The sequence below is a fragment of the Paenibacillus harenae genome (assembly GCF_030812415.1).
GTDB classification, from domain to species: domain Bacteria; phylum Bacillota; class Bacilli; order Paenibacillales; family Paenibacillaceae; genus Pristimantibacillus; species Pristimantibacillus harenae_A.
This window is the reverse complement of sequence record NZ_JAUSST010000003.1, coordinates 393,493-416,075: the sequence shown is the minus strand read 5'-3', so window position 1 is coordinate 416,075 and position 22,583 is coordinate 393,493. Positions and strand designations below refer to the sequence as shown.

Genomic DNA, 22,583 nt, shown 5'->3' with positions numbered 1-22,583 from the left:
TGTGTTTAAGCAAATAGTTTATTTAAACGGGGACAGTATGCCCCGAGTAAACCAAATTAACCTTTTAACGAGCCGATCATCGTACCTTTGACGAAGTACTTCTGCAAGAATGGGTAAACGACCAGGATCGGCATTATTGCAAACATGATGGTGGCAGCTTTAATGGAAGTTTCGTACCTGATATTATCGACAGTGGATCTGCCTAGCGTCTCCGCGTCCGTATTCGTAATAACGATCTCACGCAAGAAGAACTGCAACACTTGCTTGCTTTGATCGGAAATGTATAACACGGCATCGAACCAGGCGTTCCAATGACCAACAGCGCTCCATAGTGCTAAAGTTGCGAGTACAGGCTTCGACAGCGGCAGCACGATGGTGAACAAAATGCGGATGTCGTTCGCGCCGTCGATCTTGGCCGATTCCTCCAGCTCGAGCGGAATTGACATGAAGAAGTTGCGCAGGACGAGCATCGAGAACGTAGGAACGAGTCCCGGAATAATATACACCCATACCGAATCCATCAGATGCAGCGATTTGATCAGCAAGTAGTTTGGCACGAGACCTCCGCCGAAAAACATCGTGAAGAGAATAATCATCGTGTAAACATTACGATGCGGCAAAGTTTTGCGCGAAAGCGGATATGCGCAGAGCGACATCATAATTAAAGTTAGGAAAGTCCCGACAATCGTCCGAAAGGCCGAATTGCCGAACCCGGTCCATATTTTCTTCTGGGCCAGCACTTGCTTCCAACCCGTGAAATCAATTTCCTTCGGATAGAGATGCATTCCGAATCGGCTGGCCTCGGCCGGGGAGCTGACGGATAACGAAGCGATATGCACAAACGGATAGATCATGACTACACACATCAGCGTAATTAATAAGATCAGTACGGCTTGGAATATGTTTTCACCAGTAGACGGTTTCAAAGTTTATTTCCCCTTCCATGCGACCCCTTACAGGACGCCTTCTTGTCCCATTTTCTTCACGACGTAGTTCGCCCCCAGCACCAACATAATGCCGATTACGTTCTTAAACAATCCGACCGCGGTCGTAAGCCCGAATTGAGCTCCCACGATACCGGCCCTATAGACGTACGTATCGATAACGTCGGCGACCTCGTACACGGCAGGGTTGTACAGGTTGAAGATTTGGTCGAAGCCCGCGTTCAGAATACCGCCGAGTGAAAGAATTAACATAATCGAAATGACCGGCAAAATCGAAGGAATCGTTATATACCAAATTTGTTTTCTTCGATTGGCGCCGTCGATGACGGCCGCCTCGTATAGCGTCGGGTCGATGCCCGTTAGCGCAGCCAAATATATGATCGTACCCCATCCGATCTCTTTCCATATCCCCGTCCCTACCAGCGTCGAGCGGAAATAGTCTGTGTCGGCAAGGAAGTAAATCGGTTCAATGCCCACCATATTCAACAGGTAGTTGACCGGTCCTTCCGACGGCGACAGCATGACGATAACAATACCGGAAAGCACGACCCACGAGAAGAAGTGAGGAACGTATGAAATCGATTGGGCGATCTTCTTGAACCATCCGGACCGTATCTCGTTCAGTATCAAGGCAAGTATAATAGGTGCGGGAAACCCGAAAACGATGTTGTAGATGCTAATAAGCACCGTATTTCGGAAGATCCGCATAAAGTCGGGTGATTGGAAGAATAGGAACTTGAAATGATCCAACCCGACCCATGGACTGCCGATTATTCCCAACCTCGGGCTAAAATCCTTGAAAGCCAGCAAAACGCCGTATAACGGACCGTAATGAAAAATAGCGTACCAGATAAGGACGGGAATAAGCATAAAAAACAAATACTTATTCTTCTTGTACTCTCTCCATGTCTGGCCCCATTTCGGTTCCTTTCGTTTTACTGCCTTGGTAACGCTTTCAACGCTTGCAGTATTGTAATTGTCCACAGCAAAACATTCCTTTCTTACTTTCGCTAAGATGCTATTTAGGTACTGAGTGCATGAAGTCTGCATGGGCTTCTCACAGCATGTGTACCGCTTTCATAAGTTAATTGTAAGCGCATCAAAAAGCTTAGAGTATAACAATTCGGCGATATTTATTGTAATTTTCGACTATGATTGACGAACATATCGTCAGCTTTAGGGGGCTGCTGGATAGTCTGGCAAGAAATAGCTGGCGTTGTGCGCTTGACAAGCTGCTTCTGTGATCGCTGATGCTGCCGCTCACTTGCCAAGTATTTAAAACAATCATAGCTACAGAATAAGTCAGCTTTCATTTTGTCCGCATGGTAAAGAGAAGTTATTATATTTAGAGCTAATGCGAGAGAGAAGAGCCTAATTGTTGGCAAATATTATCTCTAATATCTTTCGTAAGACAGAAAAGGATTATTCCATAATCGCCTTATGGAATAACCCTTTTCCGAAACCTTTACCTTATTATTCGTAATAACTTCTCACTACGATGTCCTGATCGTAATTGCCGAAGCCCTTGCCATAAAGCGTTAGTCCGCCCCGGCCTCGCTGCGTGTCCTCCGCGCTCAGGCGAAACGTCCAGTGGCTCGCGTCCAGTTGCAATTGGCCGATGGTGGCGTCCGAGATGCGTTGTCCGTCAATGAACGTGCCTCTCTCGTTAATGCGCAACACTTTCATCAGTCCGTATTGATTGACGTCCGTATGCCACCACCTCGGAGTAAACCTCCCTCTCGTATCGCCGAAGTCGCCGGGGCTTGTCCATGACCCAAGGGGCTGTCCATTCAGAGAAAACCGGATCTCCGAGGGCCAATGCTCGTTGACATGAGGAGCCTCGGACCCGATTTCCATCGAAATCTCGATTTCTCTGAGCACCTGATCCTTGAACAGATAGTTCGGCACTTTGTACTCGACGAACCCGCGCGCGAACCAAAGAATGCCGGCGCTAACCCGCTCCGGATCCATGAAGTAAGCCGGATTGTCGTATTGACCGATCATTTTCTCCGTTGTTGCGATGCCGCAGGTCGGCCACGCCTCGTAATCGGTGTAATGGCCGACGGGGACGGACACTTCCTCGAAGCCGCCGGCGGCTTGTTTGGCCGGAGTCAGTTGAATTTGCATAAATGCTGTGTTCACGAAGCAATACTTATACGTTCCTCCACCCACCCGCCTCATTTTGCTGCCGACGATTCCCGCCTTCTCCAGCTTGCTGACATGACTGCTGACGATCGCATTGCTAAGATACAGCTCGGCCGCCAGCTCCTTAATATGCATTTCCCTCAGGAACAGCTTATCGATGATATGAAGCCTGACCTCGCTCGCTAACGCTTCGTACACTTGGAGCGAAGCGGCATTCGTCGTTAGATACATGGATGTTTTGCCCCTTTTCAGAATACGCAATTTAGTTAATCCTAAGAAATCGTATTGAAACATTAAGTCCATTATGATACATATTAATTGTTAATTCAATGTTTTAGAATTCGTGTTTACATTTATTCAATCCAAGGAGGATGAATCATCATGTCCCTTAAATCCACTATGCTAATCGATAAAGACTTTGCTATATCGCCCGTAGATCCTCGTCTCTACGGATCGTTCATCGAGCACCTGGGCCGCGCCGTGTACGGCGGCATCTACGAGCCGGGGCATCCGACAGCGGACGAGAACGGCTTCCGCCGCGACGCGATCGAAGCTATTCGCGCCTTGCAAGTTCCGATCATTCGTTACCCGGGCGGCAATTTCGTATCGGGCTATAACTGGGAGGACGGCGTCGGTCCGAAGTCCGAACGGAAGCGGCTGCTGGACCTTGCTTGGTGGACGACGGAGACGAACGAGGTCGGCACGAACGAATTCGCCGATTGGGCCAAGCTGGTCGGTTCGGAGGTCATGATGGCCGTCAATCTCGGCACGCGCGGCGTCGATGCGGCAAGAAACCTCGTCGAATATTGCAATCATCCTTCCGGCTCTTACTGGAGCGATCTGCGCATATCGCACGGCTACAAGGAGCCGCACCGGTTCAAAACATGGTGTCTCGGCAACGAAATGGACGGCCCTTGGCAGATCGGCGCCAAAACAGCCGTCGAATACGGAAGGCTAGCCAACGAAACCGGCAAAGCGATGCGCTGGGTCGATCCTACGATCGAGCTGGTTGCTTGCGGCAGCTCATCCAGCGGCATGGACACGTTTGCCGACTGGGAAGCGACCGTACTCGATCTGACCTACGATCAAGTCGACTACCTGTCTCTGCATGCATACTACAATAACAATGCGGGCGATACGGCCAACTTCCTTGCCAGCTCGCTTAACTTTGACCAATTCATCGACAGCGTAGCATCCATATGCGATTACGTGAAAGCGAAGAAGCGGAGCAAGAAGAAGATCATGCTCTCGCTGGACGAGTGGAACGTATGGAACACGATCGGATCGAGCCGCGCGGATGAGCGCTGGCAGGTTGCACCGCCGGAATTCGAGGATGTATACACGCATGCAGACGCACTTGCCGTCGGCTGCTATCTGATTACGCTAATGAAGCACGCCGACCGCGTGAAAATGGCATGTATCGCTCAACTGATTAATGTTATCGCGCCTATAACGACCGAGAACGGCGGACCGCTCTGGCTGCAATCGACCTATTATCCGTTCCTTCATGCATCGGTTTACGGCAGAGGAACCGTTCTGCATGCGATCACCTCTTCGCCGAAGTACGATTCCAAGGACTATACGGATGTTCCTTACCTGGAAGCGATCAGCGTGCACAATGAGGAGAACGGTGAGGTGACGATCTTCGCCGTCAACCGCCATCTCGGAGAGAGCATGGAGTTCGACGTCGACCTTCGCAGCTTCGGCGCGGTTAGCCTGATCGAGCATATCGTACTGGAGAACGACGACCTTATGGCGGTGAACACCAAAGCGAACCCGAACAACGTCGTCCCTCGCAGCGGCGGCCGCTCCGCTATCGACAACGGACGCGTCAAAGCCGTTCTCGCGAAAGCTTCGTGGAACGTCATCCGCCTGCAAACGCAGCCTGTCGTATGAGGTAAATTTCACTAATTGTGAGCCCACCCTCACACTTTCGGCTTCCCTTAGCTGCATAAACAAAAACAGTGAGGCAAAGCTCACTGCTCGTGAACATAAGTTCATGGCAGATGAGGTTTGCCTCACTATTTTTATAAATCATAGTAGATGGGACGATTATTGTGAGATTTGCCTCACTCCCAAGAATCCCTACGCTGCATCTCCATGTTAGTTATAGGACGGGCGGGATTCTATCCATGTTGCATACTCACTTCGTAATATCCCCCGGCTCCAAGCCGCAAATGCCGTAGAAGAACAAATGAATCATTTCTTCTGCAAACTGTTCCCCTCGGCCGCTCTGCTGCGCCATCGCCAGAAATTGTTGCGACAGAGCGCTGTACATCTGGATATAGGCGACAATCGTAGAGGTTGGCACCTTATCCGATACTTCTCCCCTGCGCTTCGCATCCTCGATGAACCGGACGAACAGCGGCATCGCCCGCTCGTTCGTGAGCCGTTCGATGTACCGCTCCAACTCCGGATCGCCTGCAAGCTGCTGCTGAATGAACTGCGGCGTGAACGACGCGAACGCTTCGCGATCCAGGAAAATGCTGTACGAGACTACCTCCTTAAGCGGGGGTCCGCTCTCGACGAAAGTCTCGAATTCATTGACCTTCTCTTCGATATATTCGATGAACACTTCCCGAAGAAGCGCTTCTTTGTTGCCAAAATAATTGTATATCGTCACTTGCGACACTTCCGCCTCGGTAGCAATGTCGGCTATCCGCAAGCTCTTCGGCTCCCTTGTGGTCAGCATCTGGAGAACCGTGTTCTTAATCTTCTCCTTGATAGCTTCCTTCCTCTTCTCGAATCCGTTCATCTTACCCTCCCGAAAAAACTATTCGTTCCATTTAATGAAATTATAACACATTTATATTTCATAACCCATTGACTTCTACTTCCTCCGGATCTATCATAAATATGAAATATAATCGTTATAATATTTCATAAAATTCAATTGCGGGGTGTTGCGCTCCATGTTGATTGTCGACGGGTTAACGAAACATTTTGAAGGCGGCAAAGGCATTACGGATGTGTCGTTCACGGTGAACCAAGGCGAAGTGTTCGGCTTCCTCGGTCCGAACGGGGCCGGCAAGTCGACGACGATCCGCCATATTATGGGCTTCATGAAGCCCGATAAGGGGCATGTGTCCATCAAAGGGCTGGACAGCTGGTCGAAGCATAGCGAGGTGCAGAAGCTGATCGGTTACTTGCCGGGGGAGATTGCTTTTATTGAAGGCATGAACGGCAAAGAGTTTCTGACTTTTCTTGCCGACATGCAGGGGGTGGATAGTTCGGTTAAGCGCGCCCGCCTGATCGAGCGGTTGCAGTTCGACGCAAGCACGCCGATTCGCAAAATGTCGAAGGGCATGAAGCAGAAGGTGGGCATCGTCGCCGCGTTCATGCATGATCCCGAGCTGATCATACTGGACGAACCCACCTCCGGCCTTGATCCGCTCATGCAGCAGACATTCATCGAGCTTGTGCTTGAGGAGAAAGCGAAAGGCACGACCTTCCTCATGTCCTCCCATAGCTTCACGGAGATCGAGCGAACATGCGATCGAGCCGCCATCATTAAGGAAGGCCGGGTCGTTGCCCTCAACAATATGCACGAGCTGCAGTCGATGCAGCGGAAGCTGGTCGTAATCGTATTCGAGCGCAACGACGATGCTAAGCAATTCGCGCTTACGAGCGGCTTGCCTATCGTATCGCAAGGCGATAGCCGGGTCACGATCGCCGTGCAAGGCAATTACAACGAGCTGATCCGCCGGTGCGCGAACTTTGAGATACGCAGCATCGACGTTACGGCCCAAAATCTTGAGGACATCTTTATGCATTATTACGACCAGAAGGAGAATGCGTTATGAACCTTCCGCTCTTGAAGCTAATGCTCAAGATCAACATGAAGGGCGTGAGCAATTACGCCTTTGGATCCGCTTTTTATATCGTCATTATGTTCTGGCTCTATCCCGGCATAGCCGACAATTCAGGCGCGCTTAACGACCTGCTGGCATCGATGCCCGATGGACTCGTCAGCGCCTTCAATATTCAAGGCGGCTTCGGAAGCATGGAAGCGTTCATCTCCGGCGAATATTACGGCCTTATTCTCCCTATTCTGCTCTCGATATTTACGATTATGGTATCCACAGGGCTTATGGCGCGGCTAGTCGACCAAGGCTCGATGGCCTACCTTTTGTCCACGCCGACATCCCGTCGCCGGATTGCCATGACCCAGGCTTCCGTGCTGGCTTTCGGTCTGCTGATGATCCTGCTCATAACGACGGCAGCCGGCTACTTAGGCTACTTCTGGTTCATCGGCGATCGTTACGAGTTCGACAGCTCCCGTTTCCTTCTCATGAATACGGTCGCGCTAGCGCTGTTCATTGCGATCGGGGGCATTTCCTTCCTCGTTTCCTCCGTCGCCAACGACGAGAAGAAGGCGCTTGGCCTATCGGGGGCGATCGTGTTCGGCATGTTCGGTCTGGATATGCTTGGCAAAATAAGCGAAAACGTCGAATGGCTTCGATTCGCCTCGCTATTCGCCCTCTACCAGCCTAGCGAAATCGCAAGCGGCGGCGGCAATCCGCTGTTGTCCTCCGCCATCCTGCTGGCGGTTGGGATTGTTGCCTTTGCCGCGGGCATTGTCTCCTTCAGCAAGCGAGACTTGCCGCTGTAAGATGAAATAGGAACAGAGCCCCGATCATCGTTAGACGGTCGAGGCTCTTTCTCGGATAATAGATATAGAAACTAGCACTATACCGCCAGAACCGGCTTCATTCCAGGAAATAGTGCTAGAAACTATATCTATCGTATTGGAATAGCTAGCCTACAGAAACATAAGTGAAGCAGTAGCTGCCAGAACCCAGCTCAACCTCAACGCTCGATCCGCCATCAGCAGCCGACATGCGGTGGACGCCAGCCGCCTGTTCTGCAGGCACTCCTGTCTCCAGCAATCCTTGAAGCTTCGCCCCCGGAAGAACGACGACGCCGGTCGTATTCGCAGGCACGGTAACCCGTACCTCCATCATGCCGTCTTCCGATCTGCTCCACGAAGAAGCTACGCTGCCGTACATCGTTTCTACACTTGCCCGCACGAAGTCCAGCCCCGCTCCCGGCTGCGGCTTGATATGCACCCGCTTGAATCCAGGCAACGCTTCATCCGTTCCGATACCGGCAACGTAACGATATAGCCACTCGCCGATAGCGCCGTAAGCATAATGGTTGAACGAGTTCATGTCCGCGCTCCAGAAGCTGCCGTCCTCCTTAATCCCGTCCCAATGTTCCCAGATCGTCGTAGCGCCCTTCGTGACCTGATACAGCCATGACGGGTAATCCTTCTGGAACAGCAGCTTATAAGCCAATTCATTATGACCGTTCTCGCTGAGAACAGGATTCAGATATGGAGTGCCGACGAAGCCCGTCGTCAAATGATCGCCCGCTTCCGCTAGAAGATCCTTCAGCTTTTGCACCGCACGCTCCTTGACTGCTCCCTCTACGAGGCCAAACTTCAGAGCGAGCACCTGCGCCGTTTGGGTGGAGACTGCCAGCCTGCCCGAAGGCGTAACGAATTCGCTGCTGAACGCTTCGACGATATTCCCATGCAGCGCACGGTAGTATTCCGCGTCCTCCGCATGCCCTAGCACCTCTGCCGCCTTCCGCGTAAGCTCAGTCGAATAAGCATAGAAGGCGGTTGCGACATAATCGCGGTCCGTCGCTCCGATGTAGCTGTCCGGCTTGGAATCAAGCCCGAGCCAATCCCCGAAGTGGAAGCCCGTATTCCAAAGATACGGATTGCTGCCTTGCTCACGCATGTAGGTAATCCATTTCTTCATGCTGTCATACTGCTCGGCGAGCAGCCTCGCGTCGCCGTACATTTCGTAGACCGTCCACGGGCAGATCGTCGCCGCGTCCCCCCAAGCGGCAGACGAATGGCTCTTCTCCATCGAATCTTCCGTATACGAACGCTGCAAATTCGGAATAAAGAACGGAATGCCGCCCTCCGGCTTCTGGTCGGCCTTCAAGTCCCGCAGCCATTTCGTAAAAAACGGAGCGGTGTTCATCAAATACGAAGCCGTGCGGACGAACATTTGCGCATCTCCGGTCCAGCCGAGCCGCTCGTCGCGCTGCGGGCAGTCGGTCGGCACGTCTAGGAAGTTGCCTTTTTGGCCCCATAGGATGTTGTGATGCAGCTGATTGACTAACGGATCGGAGCATTCGAAATCCCCTGTCCGCTCCATGTTCGAATGGAGCACAACGCCTGTAAAATCGTCCAACTGAACGTTTTCCCCGAATCCGGCAAGCAGCACGAACCTAAACCCCTGGAACGTAAAATGCGGCTCGTATGTCTCCTTCTCCCCGCCCTTCAGCGTATAACGCACGCATTGCTGCGCCGAGCGAATATTGTCGCGGTAGAAATTGCCTTCGGAATCCAGCACCTCCGCATGCACCAGCTCGACCGTATGGCCCGCTTCCCCTTGCACGCTAAAGCTCAGCCAGCCGACCATGTTCTGTCCCATATCAAGAACGAGCTCGCCCTTTGGCGTCCTTACCAATTCGATCGGTTTCAACCGTTCCAGCTTCGTAACCGGAACATTTTCCTGCGCGACGATGATGTCCTTCGGATGCTCGACGACCGCCGCTTGCTGCCAGCCATCCTGCGACCGGTCCCTCCAATCCCGCTCCAGCCGCGCATCGTAATGCTCGCCCATGTAGATGTCCGACATGCGAATCGCGCTCTCTCCGGCCTGCCAGCGGTTACCCGAGAACACATGCTGCTCGGAGCCGTCCTTGTATCGGATATGAAGCTCCAGGAGCAGCGCCCGGTTCGCGCCATAGGTTTCCTTCTGTCCCCTATAGCCCAAGTAGCCTTTGTACCAGCCGTTGCCGAGCAGCGCGCCAAGCGCGTTATCCCCTTCCTTCAGCAGCCCGGTCACCTCATAGGTTTGATATTGCAGGCGATTCCAATAACTCGTCCACCCCGGTGTAAAATAATGATCCCCGACGCGTTCGTCGTTCAGCTTCAATTCATATAAGCCAAGCGCCGTCACATAAATCCGCGCGCTCTCGACGGCTCCTGCCACCTCGAAGAACGTTCGAAGCTGCGGGGAGCGATCGTCGGCTTGCGGAATTAGCGATTCCGGCGCTGTAATCCACTCCGCCTGCCACCCGCTTGCATCGGCCAACCCCGTCTCGAAGAAGGACGCGGTCGACCATCCCGTGTTAGCGCCAAACCCATCCCAGGCCTGAACGCGGTAGTAATAGCGAGTCCGCGCTTCCAGCTGCATGGAATCAAGCTCGACATGGATGGACTGCGCCGAATTTATTTTGCCGGAATCCCACCGAACGGCTTCGAAGGCACGGTCAGTCGCAACCTGCACTTGGTACGCGGATTGCGCGCAATCTCTGACGTCGGACAGCAACTGCCAGCTGATCCTTGGAATGACCTTCCAATCGATGCCGATTGGGTTTTCTTTGTACTCGCAGCGTAGCTTCGTTATTTGGAACATGAGAACGACTCCCTCGCATAGATTTTTGATGCGCTTTCAATTTATAATTATAAGGATCGCGGTCTTGCAGACACCTGCCAATGAAGACATCATTCCCCTGCGATCAGGCCATCTGCATAGAGGAGGAGCGCTAATGAATCGAACGACCGAGCTATTCAAGAGCGAGGCCTATTTGCAAAACAATTTGCGCCTATTCGTCAATCGGGCGACCGAGGACTTCAACGTTCCGTTTCACTCGCATGAATTCATTGAATATTGTTATGTAGCTCAAGGCAAAGGCTATCACCATATCGAGAACGAGACATTTCCGGTTCACAAAGGAATGCTGTACGTCATACCCGTCGGCATCTCGCATGTGTTTCGGCCGTCTACGCCAGGTCCCGCCGGCGAGCCGCTCATCGTCTACAACTGCCTGTTCGACAACTATATGGTCGATCGTCTGTCGCCCATCCTGCTGGATGATCCCGTTCAAGAACATCTCAAGTCGCTCTGCGGCGGCAACGAAAGGAGCAGCGCCTCATCTTATTTCAACGCGTTTGATCGGGACGGCTCGATCGAGAGCATCATGCAGAGGCTGTACCGGGAAATGTCCGTTCCAAGTATCGGCTCCGCAACGATGCTGCTCTCGCTCGTGAGCCAATTGGCCATTACCGTGTATCGGCTGAAATACGGAGACGCCGACAAGAGATCGGCCGATGCTGCCGACTTCACAAACGTCATCCAATATATCGGGGAGCATTTATCCGAGCCGATTACTTTGTCTGATCTGTCGCATATCTCCAGATGGAGCATCAGACATTTACAGAGACTATTCCAGAGGCATTCCGGCCAATCATTTGGCTCTTACCTGCAAAATGCGCGCATCCATAAGAGCTGCGAGTTGCTGCGCGGCTCCTCTCGCAAAGTAAGCGTCATTGCCGAACTCGTCGGCTACCGCGACATCGACTCGTTCAATGCCGTCTTCAAGAAAATCGTCGGGCAATCGCCCTCTGAATATCGAAGCCTTCAAGGCGGCTAGCCTTCGCATAAATCGGGCTAATGTATCCCGTCCATTCGCCAACGCCTGCATGGATGGCCGGTCATAGCATGGAGGGAAGTAGCTATGCGCCTTAACTGGCGCTAACGCCTATACTTAGGAAGGGATGCTGCTCCCTATGTTTTTTTGCTGGATTGGGAAGGTCGTTATCGTCAAGAACGAGGGCAAAATCAACTTCGGCAATGCGAAAATCATTAGCCCGAGCGAAATCACGACGGAAATAAGCGGTCCCGGGGAATCCACCGAAGAAGAGACGGCAGCCACCTCGGTCAAGCGTTCGCGCAAGAAGGCGAAACCCGCTCCGTTCCGCGTTGCCTTCCCCGCCATGAACGTTGTTCGCAATAACCGGGCCAAGAAACGAAGAGTAAGGCTGCGCTGAAGCCCCTGTTTCGAATCTACCGATAGGTCAGCCGAAACCAGCTCCCGGAAGAAGGCGTCTCTTACGCTGCCAGACCCAAAATAAAGGAAACGGCCTCATCCCCATGAAATTCAGGAATAAGGCCGCTTGTTTTGTGCTGTCTACTAGACGGGTTGCATTTCGCCATAGGAACAGACTTTTCTTTTGTAACCTCTATGAAGTGTGTTCGAAGTTATGGAGCGCCCGCTCCAAGATCCGCGATCTGCTCGGCGGATAACGCCGCATCGTAGACGAGAAGCTCGTCGATCATGCCGACGAACGGCGTATCCCAGTAGTTGACGCCCAGCGCGAATACGCCATCGGCAGTCGTGAACACGTTCGGGAAGCCCGTGCCCGTGAACTTCTCCTCGCCGTTAATGTATACCGTCACGCGGCCTTCCTCTACCGTAAAGGCAACATGGGCCCATTCGCCGACCGGAATCTGCATGCCGGTCGGGGCATCGTACCATGCCGTGCCGGACCATAGCATCGTCGGCTGCGCATCGCCAGGACCGCGCGGCACGAGGCTGATCCAGCTGTCGCCCGACCGGGCTCCGAAGAACGCAGGTGTGTACTGGCTGCCTCGTTCAACGTAGAGGGACATAGCTACGGTGTAGCTGTCGCTTGCGATGAGGCCGTTCGGCAGACGGACGCCCGAGCTGCCATTGAAGATTGCCGCTTCGCCGGAGACGCCCTCGCCGAATGTAATCGTGCCGCCCGCGTTGTCGACCCGATTGCCGGTTACCGATCCGGCCGTGCCTCCGAGCGCATCCGTCAGATCGCCGTCGAAGCCGTAATGGGCGACCGCTTGATCGACAACTTCAACCAAGTAAGATGCGGTTGCCCCGCTCCCGTCCGCCGCCGTCGCCGTAATTTCCGCGATACCGGCTTGAACGGCCGTTACTTTCCCTGTATGGCCGTCAACCATCGCAACGGCTTCGTTCGCCGAGCTCCACAGCAACTGCCGGTTGCCGGCATTGATAGGAGATACCGCGACGTTGGACGGCGTATACGTATTGCCGACGAATACCTTTTTGTCCGTAACGCCAAGCTGCACGCCGTCGACGGCAACTTCGGGATCGAACACCAGCTGCTGAACCTCTTGCTGCGTCAGGATGCCTTCATAGATGCGAAGGTCGTCCAGCAGCCCTTTGTACGGCGTATCCCACCAGTTCACGCCAAGGCTGAACACCCCGTCGCCGCTAGTGAAAATATCGGGGAACGCCGCACCGCTAAATTTCAAAGCGCCGTTCACGTACAGCTTAGCATTGCCGTTCTCTACCGTGAACGCAATATGCGACCATTGCCGGGCTTTGATGGTCATTCCTGCTGCCGCGTCATACCACTTCTCGCTTCCGGACCAGAGCATTGTCTGGTTACCGACAGGGCCTTGCGGCAGTAAGCTGATCCAGTTATTGGCGTCTCTCGCGCCGAAGAATACGGTCGTGAACGCCGTTAGCTCCTCCGGATTCAGCCATAACGATACCGAATAGCTGTTGCCCCCGATCAATCCGTTAGGCAGCTTGATGCCGGAATTGCCGTCCAACGCCGCCGCATTGCCGTACATACCCTCCGAATACGCAATCATGCCGTCCGTGTTGTCGATTCTGTTGCCCGTAACCGTTCCTTCGTCGAAGCTGCCTGTCGAATCCGATAATCCCTCTTCGAATTCGTAGTTTGCGACAAGTTCGGATGGCTGGGACGGGAGCACGTTGATCGTGAATGCCTTCGACCCCGTCTCACCGCCTTTCGTTACGGTAGCCGTCAACACCGCCGTCGCAGGACCGGCATCCGCCTCCGGACGCGTGACGACGCCTTGCTCGGTCACGATATCCGAATCGCTTGTCGTCCACCTTATCTCCGAATAACGCGCGCCTTCACGCGGAAGCGTCAAGTCGGACACAACCTTCGTAAGATCGCCAAGCTGGATGTCCTTCAGCACATCGTTCACAAGCTGCTTGTCGGTGCGATCGCGCAGCTTGCTGCCCCAGATCGAAGCGCCTTCGCCCGACATGGCCGTAAAGGTTAACACATCGCTTTGCGAGCCCTCATCCCAGAGCTTCGCGAACACGCCTTTGTAAGCGACGCCTTCGATGGTCAATTCCGCAAAATAATTGCCGTTCAGCCGCCAGCTTCCCGTCACGTCTCCGCTGACGGTATGGTCTTCATTCAGACGAATGAGCACGGACTTCACGGTCGGCACCGCATTCGTCTTGCCGTGATTGATGAAGCGGTATTCCCCCGCGATATGCTTCTCGTTCACCTTCGCAAGCTTCTCCCCGGTATAACGATGCGGCGCAACGACCGGCCAGTTGTCCTCGTTCATGAACAGCTGGTGCACGCGCACTTCATGGAACTCGCCGGATTCCGGGAATCGCGTATGGAACACGATAAACTTCTGTCCGGACGTCTCGTCGAAATAAAGCGAGTTATGCCCCGAGGACACATAGCCGATGCCGATTCCCGTTCCCGGATCGCCGGCCTTGCGCTCGAACAAGTAATTGCCGATCAGTTTGTTGCCATACGGATCATTGGCCGTATTGCCCGGCAGAACGGCGTCCTGGCCCAGAGCGTCGGTATACGGGCCTTCTGGCGATGTCGCTCGGAACAGCCTCATGTTGTATGCGCCGTCGGCGCCGAGCCATCCGTACGTGACGTTCAGGAAGTAGTAGCCCGTCTCGCTGTCATACCTCACATACGGTCCTTCGCCGGACTTGCCGTAACCGCCCGCGATCTTCGTGCCGAAGTAGCGGTCGATCAGCCTGCCGTCATCCGTCTCGCCGTCCGCTCCCGGATAAATCGGCCTTCCTGTCGTCTTGTCGATCTCCAGCAGGAAGATGCCGCCCGACCACGATCCGTATGTCATATGCAGCTTGCCTTCCTCGTCATAAAACAAATTCGCGTCGATTGCGTTTGGGTACACGCTGTTCTTGTAAGAGCCGTTGCCATTGAACCATGCGGTCGACTCCTCCAGAACGCCATCTTCGATAAGCTCCGGAATATTCGTGTTCGTCCATTTCTTATCGATAACGCTGTTTTCGTCCATAGCCGTGTCCTGCGTGAAGCCGGAGTATATAATCGTATCTACATAGTCATACGGACCTTCGATCGACTGGGAAGCCGCAATGCCGATCGCCGATCGGATATAGGTCGACGATGCCGAATAGTACATCAGGTAAGCGCCTTTGGAGCCATCCTCATTCACATAGTCCGCATTCCATAACACGTCGGGCGCCCAGACGGAGAAGCCGCCCCGACTGTCGGCGTCGTTCTCCCCCGCCCAATCGAACGATTCCGCCAGATTGGCCGACAGATCGCCGAACAGCGCATTGTTCGTCGTCTCATAACCGTTCGTGAAGCGCGTCCAATGCATCAGATCGGTCGACTTGGCCGCTTCGATATGCGAGCCGAATACGTAATAGGTGTCGCCGTCCTTCACGATCGACGGATCATGGACGGATACTTCCCCGAAGGTCGGGTCCGTCTTGCTTGGTGCGGTCGGCTTGGACGCTCCATCCGTTGCCGGGACGGCGCCTACGAGCGTCGTCGGCAGCAGCAGAACAATCGCTAAAAATCCAATCAGCAGCTTCATGGCTTCTTTCCTTAAGCTATTTCCCGTCTTCATCGTTCTATCCTTCGCCTCCTTTAATATCGTAACAATTGCCGGAATGATGCCTGACTAACTACGTATCGCCCTACTCGTCGCACCTCCCTCCACAAGTTAAACGCTTACATATTAACAAAGATGTTATCTCACTCACGTGAAATCGAATGCCTAGCGTTTAAAAGTGTCAAGTAGATTAATAAAATTATTAACTTGTTACTATATATATTACTAACTACTATCATAATCCGATTCGCCAACGTTCGTCAATCATTTATAGTCGATTCTGCGCGCAAAAAACAAACGCATCACCGGCTAGCTTTTGCCTGCCGAAGATGCGCTTGTTCCTATCGTTATCACTCTAGACGAGAAATGAAACTTCGATTAAGTGTTTTATGAATCCGTTAGCGACTAACTAGGAACGACCGCTTATAGATTGCCGATGCCTTGCTTTAGTTGATTGAATCAGCATTTGGGCCCCGGACGCCATTGCGATCAAGAAACAGCCGCAAGCAAGAAGCGGAAGTACGGACCACTCCATAATGGAGCTGCCAAGCAAGGTCTGCCAACCGATCGCTGCCAGTCCGAGTAAATAGGCGATGCCCGTCAGATGGATCCATCTGCGGCGAACCGAGGCTGCAAGCTCCGTACGCTCGGTCAACCAGGCGACTAACGGCACTGCTTGAAGGGCATGGAAGCCAAGTCCGTGCAGCCAAATTATATTTCCGTGAAGGCCGACAAACCGGCCTTGATTAACGGAAATCCAGATACCGGCGGCAAAAGAGAGCATCGTTGCGATCATTGCGTAACGGATGCCAAGCACCAGTTCCGGACGAAGATTATAGGCTTTCCGGCGGAAATATTGAATGGCTAAGAAAAGATAATACAGCACCAGCAGCAGAGCGACGAAAGCAAAAAGCGAACCCACCATAATATCAAAGGCTGATCCGTCCTTCACGAACCTCGGATTAACACCGCGAAAGTTTTGCACATTTTCCGCAAAGTAAGAATAAAGCGCAAGGATAATATATGACCAGCGAAAGAAGGCTCTGCTCCTCGCCTTCATGGCGGACAACGGGCTGATCGCTGCCGTCGAGATCAGAAATATGCCCAGTGCCGCGTTAAACGAGAATGCTTTCGACATATCGCCTTCCGGGGATACCTCCGCCCCATAAAGCATAATCCATAGTGCGCATAATCCCGCAAGAAGAAAGCCGAGCAACCCTGTAAGCACGAGCCACTTCTCTCCTTCGAAAAACTTGGCTGCCGGTTTCGTTTCCATCATCTTATCATTCCTCATCCACACTCACCCATCCGATATAGATTTGTTACTCTTACTTTACAGGAAGGATATGACAAACCGTGACGGGCGCGGGAACGAATCCCAAATGGACTCCGGGATGATTTTAGCCTCGACAAAAGTCGTGGGGGCGCTATATAAAAAAGACTTTGTCAGCATGAGCGCGAGTGCGCATGCCGGCAAAGCCTTTGTTGTTTATTGAATTATGAGCTCTTCCGTGCGCCTTGCGTCCATAAGGATTCGATTTCTTCGAGCGATTTGCCTTTTGTCTCCGGAACGACGCGCCAAGTGAAGAGCACGGTGATCAAGGACATCGCGCCGAACAACCAGAAGGTAGACGCTGCGCCGAACGAACTAAGCATCGGCGGGAAAGATTGCGAAACGACGTAATCGGCCGCCCACAGCGCCATCGAAGCAATCGCGGTTGCCCGGCCGCGTATCCGATTCGGGAAGATCTCCGCGAGGATGACCCACACGACGGGCCCTAGAGATACCGCGAACGAAGCGACGTACAGCAGGATGAAGATGAGTACGAGCGGCCCCGAGGTATGGCCGGTATGGAAGGCGATCCCGATCGCAAGCAAGCATATCGTCATTGACGCTGAACCGACGAGCAGCAGCGCTTTGCGGCCGACTTTGTCGATCAGCCATAACGATAGAATGGTGAACGCAAAGTTGATGAAGCCGACGAGAATCGTTTGGTAAAGGGAAGCATTCGTACCCGCGCCCGTTGCTTTGAATATCTCCGGCGCATAGTACATAACGGCGTTTATGCCGGTCACTTGCTGCAAGATTGCAAGCACGACGCCGACGATCAGCGCCAGGCGAAGGCCCGGTTTAAACAGTTGCCGCAGCGAGCCGCTTTCTTGACTGAACGAAGCTTTAATATCGTGCACTTCTTGCTTGGCTGCTTCTTCGCCGTGAATCCGGATCAGAATCGGCAGCGCTTCTGCGGGACGGCCTTGCTTAATGAGCCAACGAGGGCTTTCCGGCACGAAGAACAGCAGGATCAGGAAGAGAACGCCAGGGATGGCGCCAACGCCGAACATCCAGCGCCAGCCGTTCTCGATATCCCAGGCATGGTCGCCATAGCCGGCGATGCCGGAATTAATGAAGTACGTCAAGAAAATGCCGGTTACGGTAGCGAACTGGTTAAAGGCAACCAAGCGGCCGCGGTATTTCGCCGGCGCAATCTCCGCATTGTACAGCGGACAGAGCGTAGAGGTGAAGCCGATCCCGATCCCGCCGATCATCCGGGCGATGATGTAGCCGGTGAACGTATCCGGGATTGCGGAGCCGATCGAGCCGATGATGAACAGAATCGCCGCGAAGATCAGTACTTTTTTTCGACCGAAACGGTCACTTGCGACTCCGGACATCGCGGCTCCGACAATACAGCCCACGATGAGGGAGGAAACGGCCCAGCCGACCTGCAATTCGGACAAATGGAAGCGCTCCTCCATGAATCCGACGGCCCCGGAGACGACAGCCGTATCAAAACCAAACAATAAACCGCCGAGTGCGGCGACGATGGAAACGAGTGTAACGAACTTCATGCTGACCCCGTCTTTAGGGGATTGTAATGATGCTTCCACAAGCTTGACTCCCTTCAATTGAACTAGCCTCGTCATTATAGCATGAGCAAATCAAGCGCAAATGACTGATAAACAGCATTAATGCGTCCAATTACCGCATAATTTTGTGGGAGCGAGCGTTGAATTCGGAATGTTTATTGGGGGCTAGCATTATTTTGGGACCGGAGGACAAAATAGTGCTGTCAGGCGGGGGATGGGGAAGAATGTAATCGTACAAGTCGAAGGGGCTGCGGGACGAGCTTGGGATGGGTGGGACCCGCCTCGAACACCTAGAAAGCCAAGTGGGCTAGTCTCCCGATCTTGGCTTCAATCCGCTGCGGTATTCGGTTGGCGTGACGCCCGTGACCTTCTTGAAGACGCGGCTGAAATAATTCGGGTCGCGGTAGCCTGCTGCAAAGCAAACCTCCTTCAAGCTGAGCTGGTCTTCGGCAATGAGCGCTTTCGCCTTTTCGATGCGGAGGCCGGTTAGGTAGTCGATGAACGTTTCGCCGACCTGTTGCTTGAACACTTTACTGAAATAATGGGGGTTCAAATGGACGTAATCGGCGACCTCTTCGAGCGAGAGCTCCTCGGTGAAACGCTCCTGCATATATTGCTTGGCCCGGTCGAGTACCGAGTGCGTCTGCTGCTCGCGCTCCTCGCGGATCCGCTTCAGAGCAGAAAGCACATAGGCGCCTGTTGGATCACCCGGAGACGGAGACAGAGCGTCTCCTTCCTCCGGCGAGACCGCGCCGCCGCCTTCCTTCAGCTCTTCAAAATGACAAACAGCCGTACCTTCCGTGCGGCATGTGGAAGCAAATACCGCTTCATAGTAAGATTGCCTCAAGCCTTCGGCACCATCTTGCAACGAACCGATTCCGATGCTCACCGTTAGACCGGCAAGCTTTGAGGCTTGATCGGACAACGACTCCGCGAAACGGATTGTCCGTTGCCTATGCAGCTGTACGCTTAGCGGAAACGGCTCGCGAAGAAAGATCGTCATATGCCGCTCGATTAACGAACTGATGATACACGGACTAGTCATCGACTTGGCGAAGCTGCGGATGCTGTCATAAAGCTTTTTGCCCTCTTGCGAACCGAGCCGTTCAGGGAACGCGACGACGACCGCGCAAGTTTGCTCCAGCGGAAAATGAATCCACTCCGATAGCTCGGCCGTTCCGACCTGTTGAACGTGATCGACCATTAACATCAATGCCAGCTCATTTTCCGCCAATGGCATGAGCTCCGCCACTTGATGACGAAGCGCGAGTTCCTCGGTCCGCTTCCGTTTCTCTTGATCGAGCTCCTGCGTTAGCTGGGTAAGGACTTCTACCACCTGCTCCCGGCTGGCCGGCTTCACGATATATTCCTTCACGCCTAAGCTGAGCGCTTCCTTCGCATAGGCAAAATAGTCGTACGCGGTCACAAGGACAAGCTTCGCCTCCGGCAATCGGACCTTGATTTCTCTCAGCGCCGCAAGCCCTTGTATACCCGGCATATTGACGTCCATGAATACGATGTGCGGCCTTAGCTCCTCCGCACGCTCAATCGCAATACGTCCATTCTCCGCATGGATGACCTCGAACCGATCGGGCATCATTCGCTTTACAATCCACTCCAGACCTTCGCGTTCGAGGTCTTCGTCATCCGCGATCAGCAGTCGATACATCGTCTTCTTCTTCCCCCTTTCCCGATGGGATATGAATGGTAATTGTCGTGCCGGTCTCGGGCTCGCTCCACACCTTAACGAGATCCTCCCGGCCATAGAACAGCGCCAAACGCTTGAACACGTTGCGCATGCCAAGTCCCGTCCCGCCTGCAGCCGATCTGCGGCCGGCTTTCGGTCCTTCTTCCAGGCGCATGACGGCTTCCCGTACTTCCGCCGGCATCCCGCGTCCGTTGTCGGACACCGTTATAACGGCGCCTTCAAGCTCGGCTTCAATATGAAGACGAATCGTCCCGCCGCGTTCCATCCCCTCGATCCCGTGGGCGAAGGCATTCTCGATTAAAGGCTGAATCGTCAGCGCAGGCAGCTCGAGATGCAGAACGGCAGGATTTACGACCGTTTCGAATTGGATACGGTTCCGAAAACGGGCTTTTTGAATGCGGATGTATTCTTCCACATGCCGCAGCTCGTCTGCGAGCGGTACCGGCTGGTCCAGCCTCTGCAGATTATACCGCATCGTATTCGACATAGAGACGATCAGATCGCTCGTCTTTTCCGCCCCTTCCATTAAAGCCAGCTTGGAGAGCACATTGAGCGTATTGAACAAGAAATGGGGATTAATCTGATTTTGCAAGGCGGCCAGCTCAAGCTCCTTGACCAGACGGTCTTTCTCTAAGCTTTCCTTATCCTTCTCGATAAGATGCTCTAAATCCGTTAACATGCGTCGGAACGCCTTCGATAAGGCACCCAGTTCGTCCGCTTCCGCCTCGGCCTGCGGCTGAATGGCGAAATTTCCTTTGGCAATGCGTCCCGCCCAGTCGACAAGACGAGCCACGGGTCTTGTAATGCTGCGCGATATCCAGATCGCAAGCACAAGGCTCAGAATCGTATTCACGAGGAATACCGCCATGCCGAGCCGATTCATCCGCGCATTCTCCCGCTGAACTAGGTCATAGACGGGCGCATAGGCAGTCAGCTCCAAATCGACCAGCTCTCCCCCTGCTTCACGGATGAAGCCGGTAGTCTCTTCCGCTTCCTCGTAGCGTTCGAACGATTGTCTCCGGTCGCCATTTCCGGCTGCGGCAAGCGCTGCGCCGGCATCATCGAGCAAAGTGCTTACGAGATGCCCATAACTGACGAAGGCAGACATATGGGGCGAGTCACCCCCTTGAATATGCAGCTTTTCGCGCAGGAGCCCCAACTCGGCCGAAGCCGTCCCTGACTGCTCTTTAGCCGAATCGGAAGGGTCCAGGAGATAGTCGTAAAGCGCCTGCAGCTGCGCTTCCGATGCTTCCGTTGTCTGTTTAATCAAAAGGACGCGGTCCATGAGCACCTGATAGCTGCCGTGAACGACTTTGCTGCTTTCAAATAAAAAGAACGTAATCGAATTGGTTAACAGGACGAGCAAGGGGAGAAAGACGAGTAACTTGGCTCGTATCGTCATCGATTCAGGCGCTCCTCTGCCGGGCTGCCCGCTGTTAACGCATCGGCATCCAGAACAAAGGTATCGGTGAATTGCTCCTGTGAAATGGGCTCGCCCTGCCAATGATTACTTAGCAGTTCGATGGCTTGAGCCCCCATCTTCCGCGGTTGCTGGACGATGGAGGCTTCAATCCGGCCGCCGCGGATACCTTCCATCGTTATATCAAGATCGTCAAAGGCAAAGATTTGGATATCCCCACGTCCAAGTCGCGAGGCGGCTTCCATCATGCCCGCGCCATCGAGGGCGCTGAAGCCGACCAGAATGCGGATGTTCGGCTGACTGGCAAGGAGGTCCTCGGTCTGCTGCTGCGCCTCAAGCCGCGATATATTGGAGGAGCGAACCTCGGCAATCCGAAGTCTGGGCTGGCCTTTTAGCGCAGCCTGAAGACCGGCAAGCCGCAGTTGCTGATTAGCTGCCTGTTCGTTCCCGAGCAGGACCCCGATCAGTCCCTCTTCGGTTGTTCGCGCGGCAACCAGCTCGCCCATCTGCCGACCGGCCTTAAAGTTATCGGTACCTACATAGGCGATTCGCTGGCTTCCCGGCTCGTCCGTATCGATGGCAATAACGGGGATATGCCGTTTGTTCGCTCTGTCGATCCATTCTTTATAGGATGAGCTGTCGCCAAGCCCTTGAATGAGAATAGCATCGGCTTTGGCCGCAATCGCCTTCTTTAACAGCTGGGTCTGTTCGCCTTGATTTATGCGGAGCGGGCCCGTATATTCCAGTTCCATGCCAAGCGATTCGGCAGCCGCCCGGGCGCCTTCCGCGATGGCCAGCCAGAAAGGGTTGTCACGCTCTTGCGAGATGAGTACGATATGCTTGCGTCCCGCCGATTCAAGACCATCATTCACGGACGGCTCGGCCAGCTTGCGAATAGTTGCGGAGGAGGAGAAAAATTGCAGAAGCAATGCAGCGAGCAACAGGAAGAGAAGCACGATTCCCACGTTCCATAGACGATTTGACACTTGCGGAAAACTCCTTCTTCTTAACGG

General features: G+C 53.6%; 15 protein-coding genes and 2 pseudogenes. 5 read left to right on the top strand and 12 right to left on the bottom strand.

Annotated elements, in window-relative coordinates; genetic code table 11:
* Positions 1–56: 56 nt before the first annotated feature.
* The 3 genes from J2T14_RS11985 to J2T14_RS11975 form a co-directional block, all read right to left on the bottom strand.
* Positions 57–926, bottom strand: coding sequence for a carbohydrate ABC transporter permease (locus J2T14_RS11985; protein WP_307471037.1), 870 nt, complete (start codon positions 924–926; stop codon positions 57–59).
* Positions 927–953: 27 nt separating this feature from the next.
* On the bottom strand, positions 954–1,928 hold the full coding sequence (locus J2T14_RS11980) for an ABC transporter permease (protein WP_307471035.1): 975 nt from the start codon (positions 1,926–1,928) through the stop codon (positions 954–956).
* Between the two features lie 489 nt (positions 1,929–2,417).
* Positions 2,418–3,320, bottom strand: a complete 903-nt coding sequence (locus J2T14_RS11975) for an ArsR/SmtB family transcription factor (RefSeq protein ID WP_307471033.1) — start codon at positions 3,318–3,320, stop codon at positions 2,418–2,420.
* A 150-nt stretch (positions 3,321–3,470) separates the two neighbouring features.
* Here J2T14_RS11975 and arfA point away from each other — a divergent pair, with 150 nt between their 5' ends.
* A complete protein-coding gene (gene arfA / locus J2T14_RS11970; protein WP_307202798.1) occupies positions 3,471–4,985 on the top strand; it encodes an arabinosylfuranosidase ArfA in 1,515 nt (504 codons plus the stop codon).
* A gap of 247 nt (positions 4,986–5,232) precedes the next feature.
* On the opposite strand, the gene J2T14_RS11965 is transcribed toward arfA, so the two are convergent.
* Complete coding sequence (locus J2T14_RS11965) at positions 5,233–5,844, bottom strand: TetR/AcrR family transcriptional regulator (RefSeq protein ID WP_307471031.1); 612 nt, start codon at positions 5,842–5,844, stop codon at positions 5,233–5,235.
* Positions 5,845–6,001: 157 nt separating this feature from the next.
* Between J2T14_RS11965 and J2T14_RS11960 the strand changes: the two genes are divergently transcribed.
* Together J2T14_RS11960 and J2T14_RS11955 are read left to right on the top strand one after the other, a co-directional pair.
* Positions 6,002–6,892: an ABC transporter ATP-binding protein gene (locus tag J2T14_RS11960; RefSeq protein WP_307202802.1), complete on the top strand. Its 891-nt coding sequence runs from the start codon at positions 6,002–6,004 to the stop codon at positions 6,890–6,892.
* The gene (locus tag J2T14_RS11955; RefSeq protein WP_307202804.1) at positions 6,889–7,701 is read left to right on the top strand and encodes an ABC transporter permease subunit; all 813 of its coding nucleotides are present in this window, start codon (positions 6,889–6,891) and stop codon (positions 7,699–7,701) included. Before J2T14_RS11960 ends, J2T14_RS11955 begins: the two co-directional genes overlap by 4 nt.
* Positions 7,702–7,846: 145 nt before the next feature.
* On the opposite strand, the gene J2T14_RS11950 is transcribed toward J2T14_RS11955, so the two are convergent.
* Positions 7,847–10,531 carry a glycoside hydrolase family 78 protein gene (locus tag J2T14_RS11950; RefSeq protein WP_307471029.1) on the bottom strand — a complete coding sequence of 895 codons (2,685 nt, stop codon included), beginning with the start codon at positions 10,529–10,531 and terminating at the stop codon, positions 7,847–7,849.
* Between the two features lie 133 nt (positions 10,532–10,664).
* Here J2T14_RS11950 and J2T14_RS11945 point away from each other — a divergent pair, with 133 nt between their 5' ends.
* Positions 10,665–11,549 carry an AraC family transcriptional regulator gene (locus J2T14_RS11945; protein WP_307202808.1) on the top strand — a complete coding sequence of 295 codons (885 nt, stop codon included), beginning with the start codon at positions 10,665–10,667 and terminating at the stop codon, positions 11,547–11,549.
* Between the two features lie 136 nt (positions 11,550–11,685).
* Positions 11,686–11,946, top strand: a complete 261-nt coding sequence (locus tag J2T14_RS11940; protein ID WP_307202810.1) for a hypothetical protein — start codon at positions 11,686–11,688, stop codon at positions 11,944–11,946.
* 211 nt (positions 11,947–12,157) lie between these two features.
* On the opposite strand, the pseudogene J2T14_RS30885 reads toward J2T14_RS11940, so the two are convergent.
* From J2T14_RS30885 to J2T14_RS11910, 7 genes and pseudogenes are all read right to left on the bottom strand, one after another.
* Positions 12,158–13,018, bottom strand: a pseudogene (locus J2T14_RS30885) (LamG-like jellyroll fold domain-containing protein); the annotation flags it as partial.
* A gap of 33 nt (positions 13,019–13,051) precedes the next feature.
* Positions 13,052–15,589, bottom strand: a pseudogene (locus J2T14_RS11935) (LamG-like jellyroll fold domain-containing protein); the annotation flags it as partial.
* Positions 15,590–15,983: 394 nt separating this feature from the next.
* Positions 15,984–16,853, bottom strand: coding sequence for a hypothetical protein (locus J2T14_RS11930; protein ID WP_307471024.1), 870 nt, complete (start codon positions 16,851–16,853; stop codon positions 15,984–15,986).
* A gap of 218 nt (positions 16,854–17,071) precedes the next feature.
* Positions 17,072–18,499 carry a sugar porter family MFS transporter gene (locus J2T14_RS11925; RefSeq protein ID WP_373458144.1) on the bottom strand — a complete coding sequence of 476 codons (1,428 nt, stop codon included), beginning with the start codon at positions 18,497–18,499 and terminating at the stop codon, positions 17,072–17,074.
* 250 nt (positions 18,500–18,749) lie between these two features.
* Positions 18,750–20,111 carry an AraC family transcriptional regulator gene (locus J2T14_RS11920; protein ID WP_307202818.1) on the bottom strand — a complete coding sequence of 454 codons (1,362 nt, stop codon included), beginning with the start codon at positions 20,109–20,111 and terminating at the stop codon, positions 18,750–18,752.
* The gene (locus J2T14_RS11915) at positions 20,086–21,552 is read right to left on the bottom strand and encodes a sensor histidine kinase (protein ID WP_307471022.1); all 1,467 of its coding nucleotides are present in this window, start codon (positions 21,550–21,552) and stop codon (positions 20,086–20,088) included. Before J2T14_RS11915 ends, J2T14_RS11920 begins: the two co-directional genes overlap by 26 nt.
* Positions 21,549–22,556 (bottom strand): substrate-binding domain-containing protein, encoded by a 1,008-nt coding sequence (locus J2T14_RS11910; RefSeq protein WP_307471019.1) that lies wholly within the window; start codon positions 22,554–22,556, stop codon positions 21,549–21,551. The genes J2T14_RS11915 and J2T14_RS11910 overlap by 4 nt, the downstream gene beginning before the upstream one ends.
* Positions 22,557–22,583: the final 27 nt, after the last annotated feature.

What these genes read in the sequence shown, in the direction of transcription:
- J2T14_RS11975 (WP_307471033.1), bottom strand. Translation starts at nt 3,320, where the DNA reads ATGTATCTAACGACGAATGCCGCTTCGCTCCAAGTGTACGAAGCGTTA.
- J2T14_RS11925 (WP_373458144.1), bottom strand. Translation starts at nt 18,499, where the DNA reads ATGACGAGGCTAGTTCAATTGAAGGGAGTCAAGCTTGTGGAAGCATCA.
- J2T14_RS11945 (WP_307202808.1), top strand. Translation starts at nt 10,665, where the DNA reads ATGAATCGAACGACCGAGCTATTCAAGAGCGAGGCCTATTTGCAAAAC.
- J2T14_RS11930 (WP_307471024.1), bottom strand. Translation starts at nt 16,853, where the DNA reads ATGATGGAAACGAAACCGGCAGCCAAGTTTTTCGAAGGAGAGAAGTGG.
- J2T14_RS11950 (WP_307471029.1), bottom strand. Translation starts at nt 10,531, where the DNA reads ATGTTCCAAATAACGAAGCTACGCTGCGAGTACAAAGAAAACCCAATC.
- J2T14_RS11940 (WP_307202810.1), top strand. Translation starts at nt 11,686, where the DNA reads ATGTTTTTTTGCTGGATTGGGAAGGTCGTTATCGTCAAGAACGAGGGC.
- J2T14_RS11960 (WP_307202802.1), top strand. Translation starts at nt 6,002, where the DNA reads ATGTTGATTGTCGACGGGTTAACGAAACATTTTGAAGGCGGCAAAGGC.
- J2T14_RS11920 (WP_307202818.1), bottom strand. Translation starts at nt 20,111, where the DNA reads ATGTATCGACTGCTGATCGCGGATGACGAAGACCTCGAACGCGAAGGT.
- J2T14_RS11965 (WP_307471031.1), bottom strand. Translation starts at nt 5,844, where the DNA reads ATGAACGGATTCGAGAAGAGGAAGGAAGCTATCAAGGAGAAGATTAAG.
- J2T14_RS11955 (WP_307202804.1), top strand. Translation starts at nt 6,889, where the DNA reads ATGAACCTTCCGCTCTTGAAGCTAATGCTCAAGATCAACATGAAGGGC.
- arfA (WP_307202798.1), top strand. Translation starts at nt 3,471, where the DNA reads ATGTCCCTTAAATCCACTATGCTAATCGATAAAGACTTTGCTATATCG.
- J2T14_RS11915 (WP_307471022.1), bottom strand. Translation starts at nt 21,552, where the DNA reads ATGACGATACGAGCCAAGTTACTCGTCTTTCTCCCCTTGCTCGTCCTG.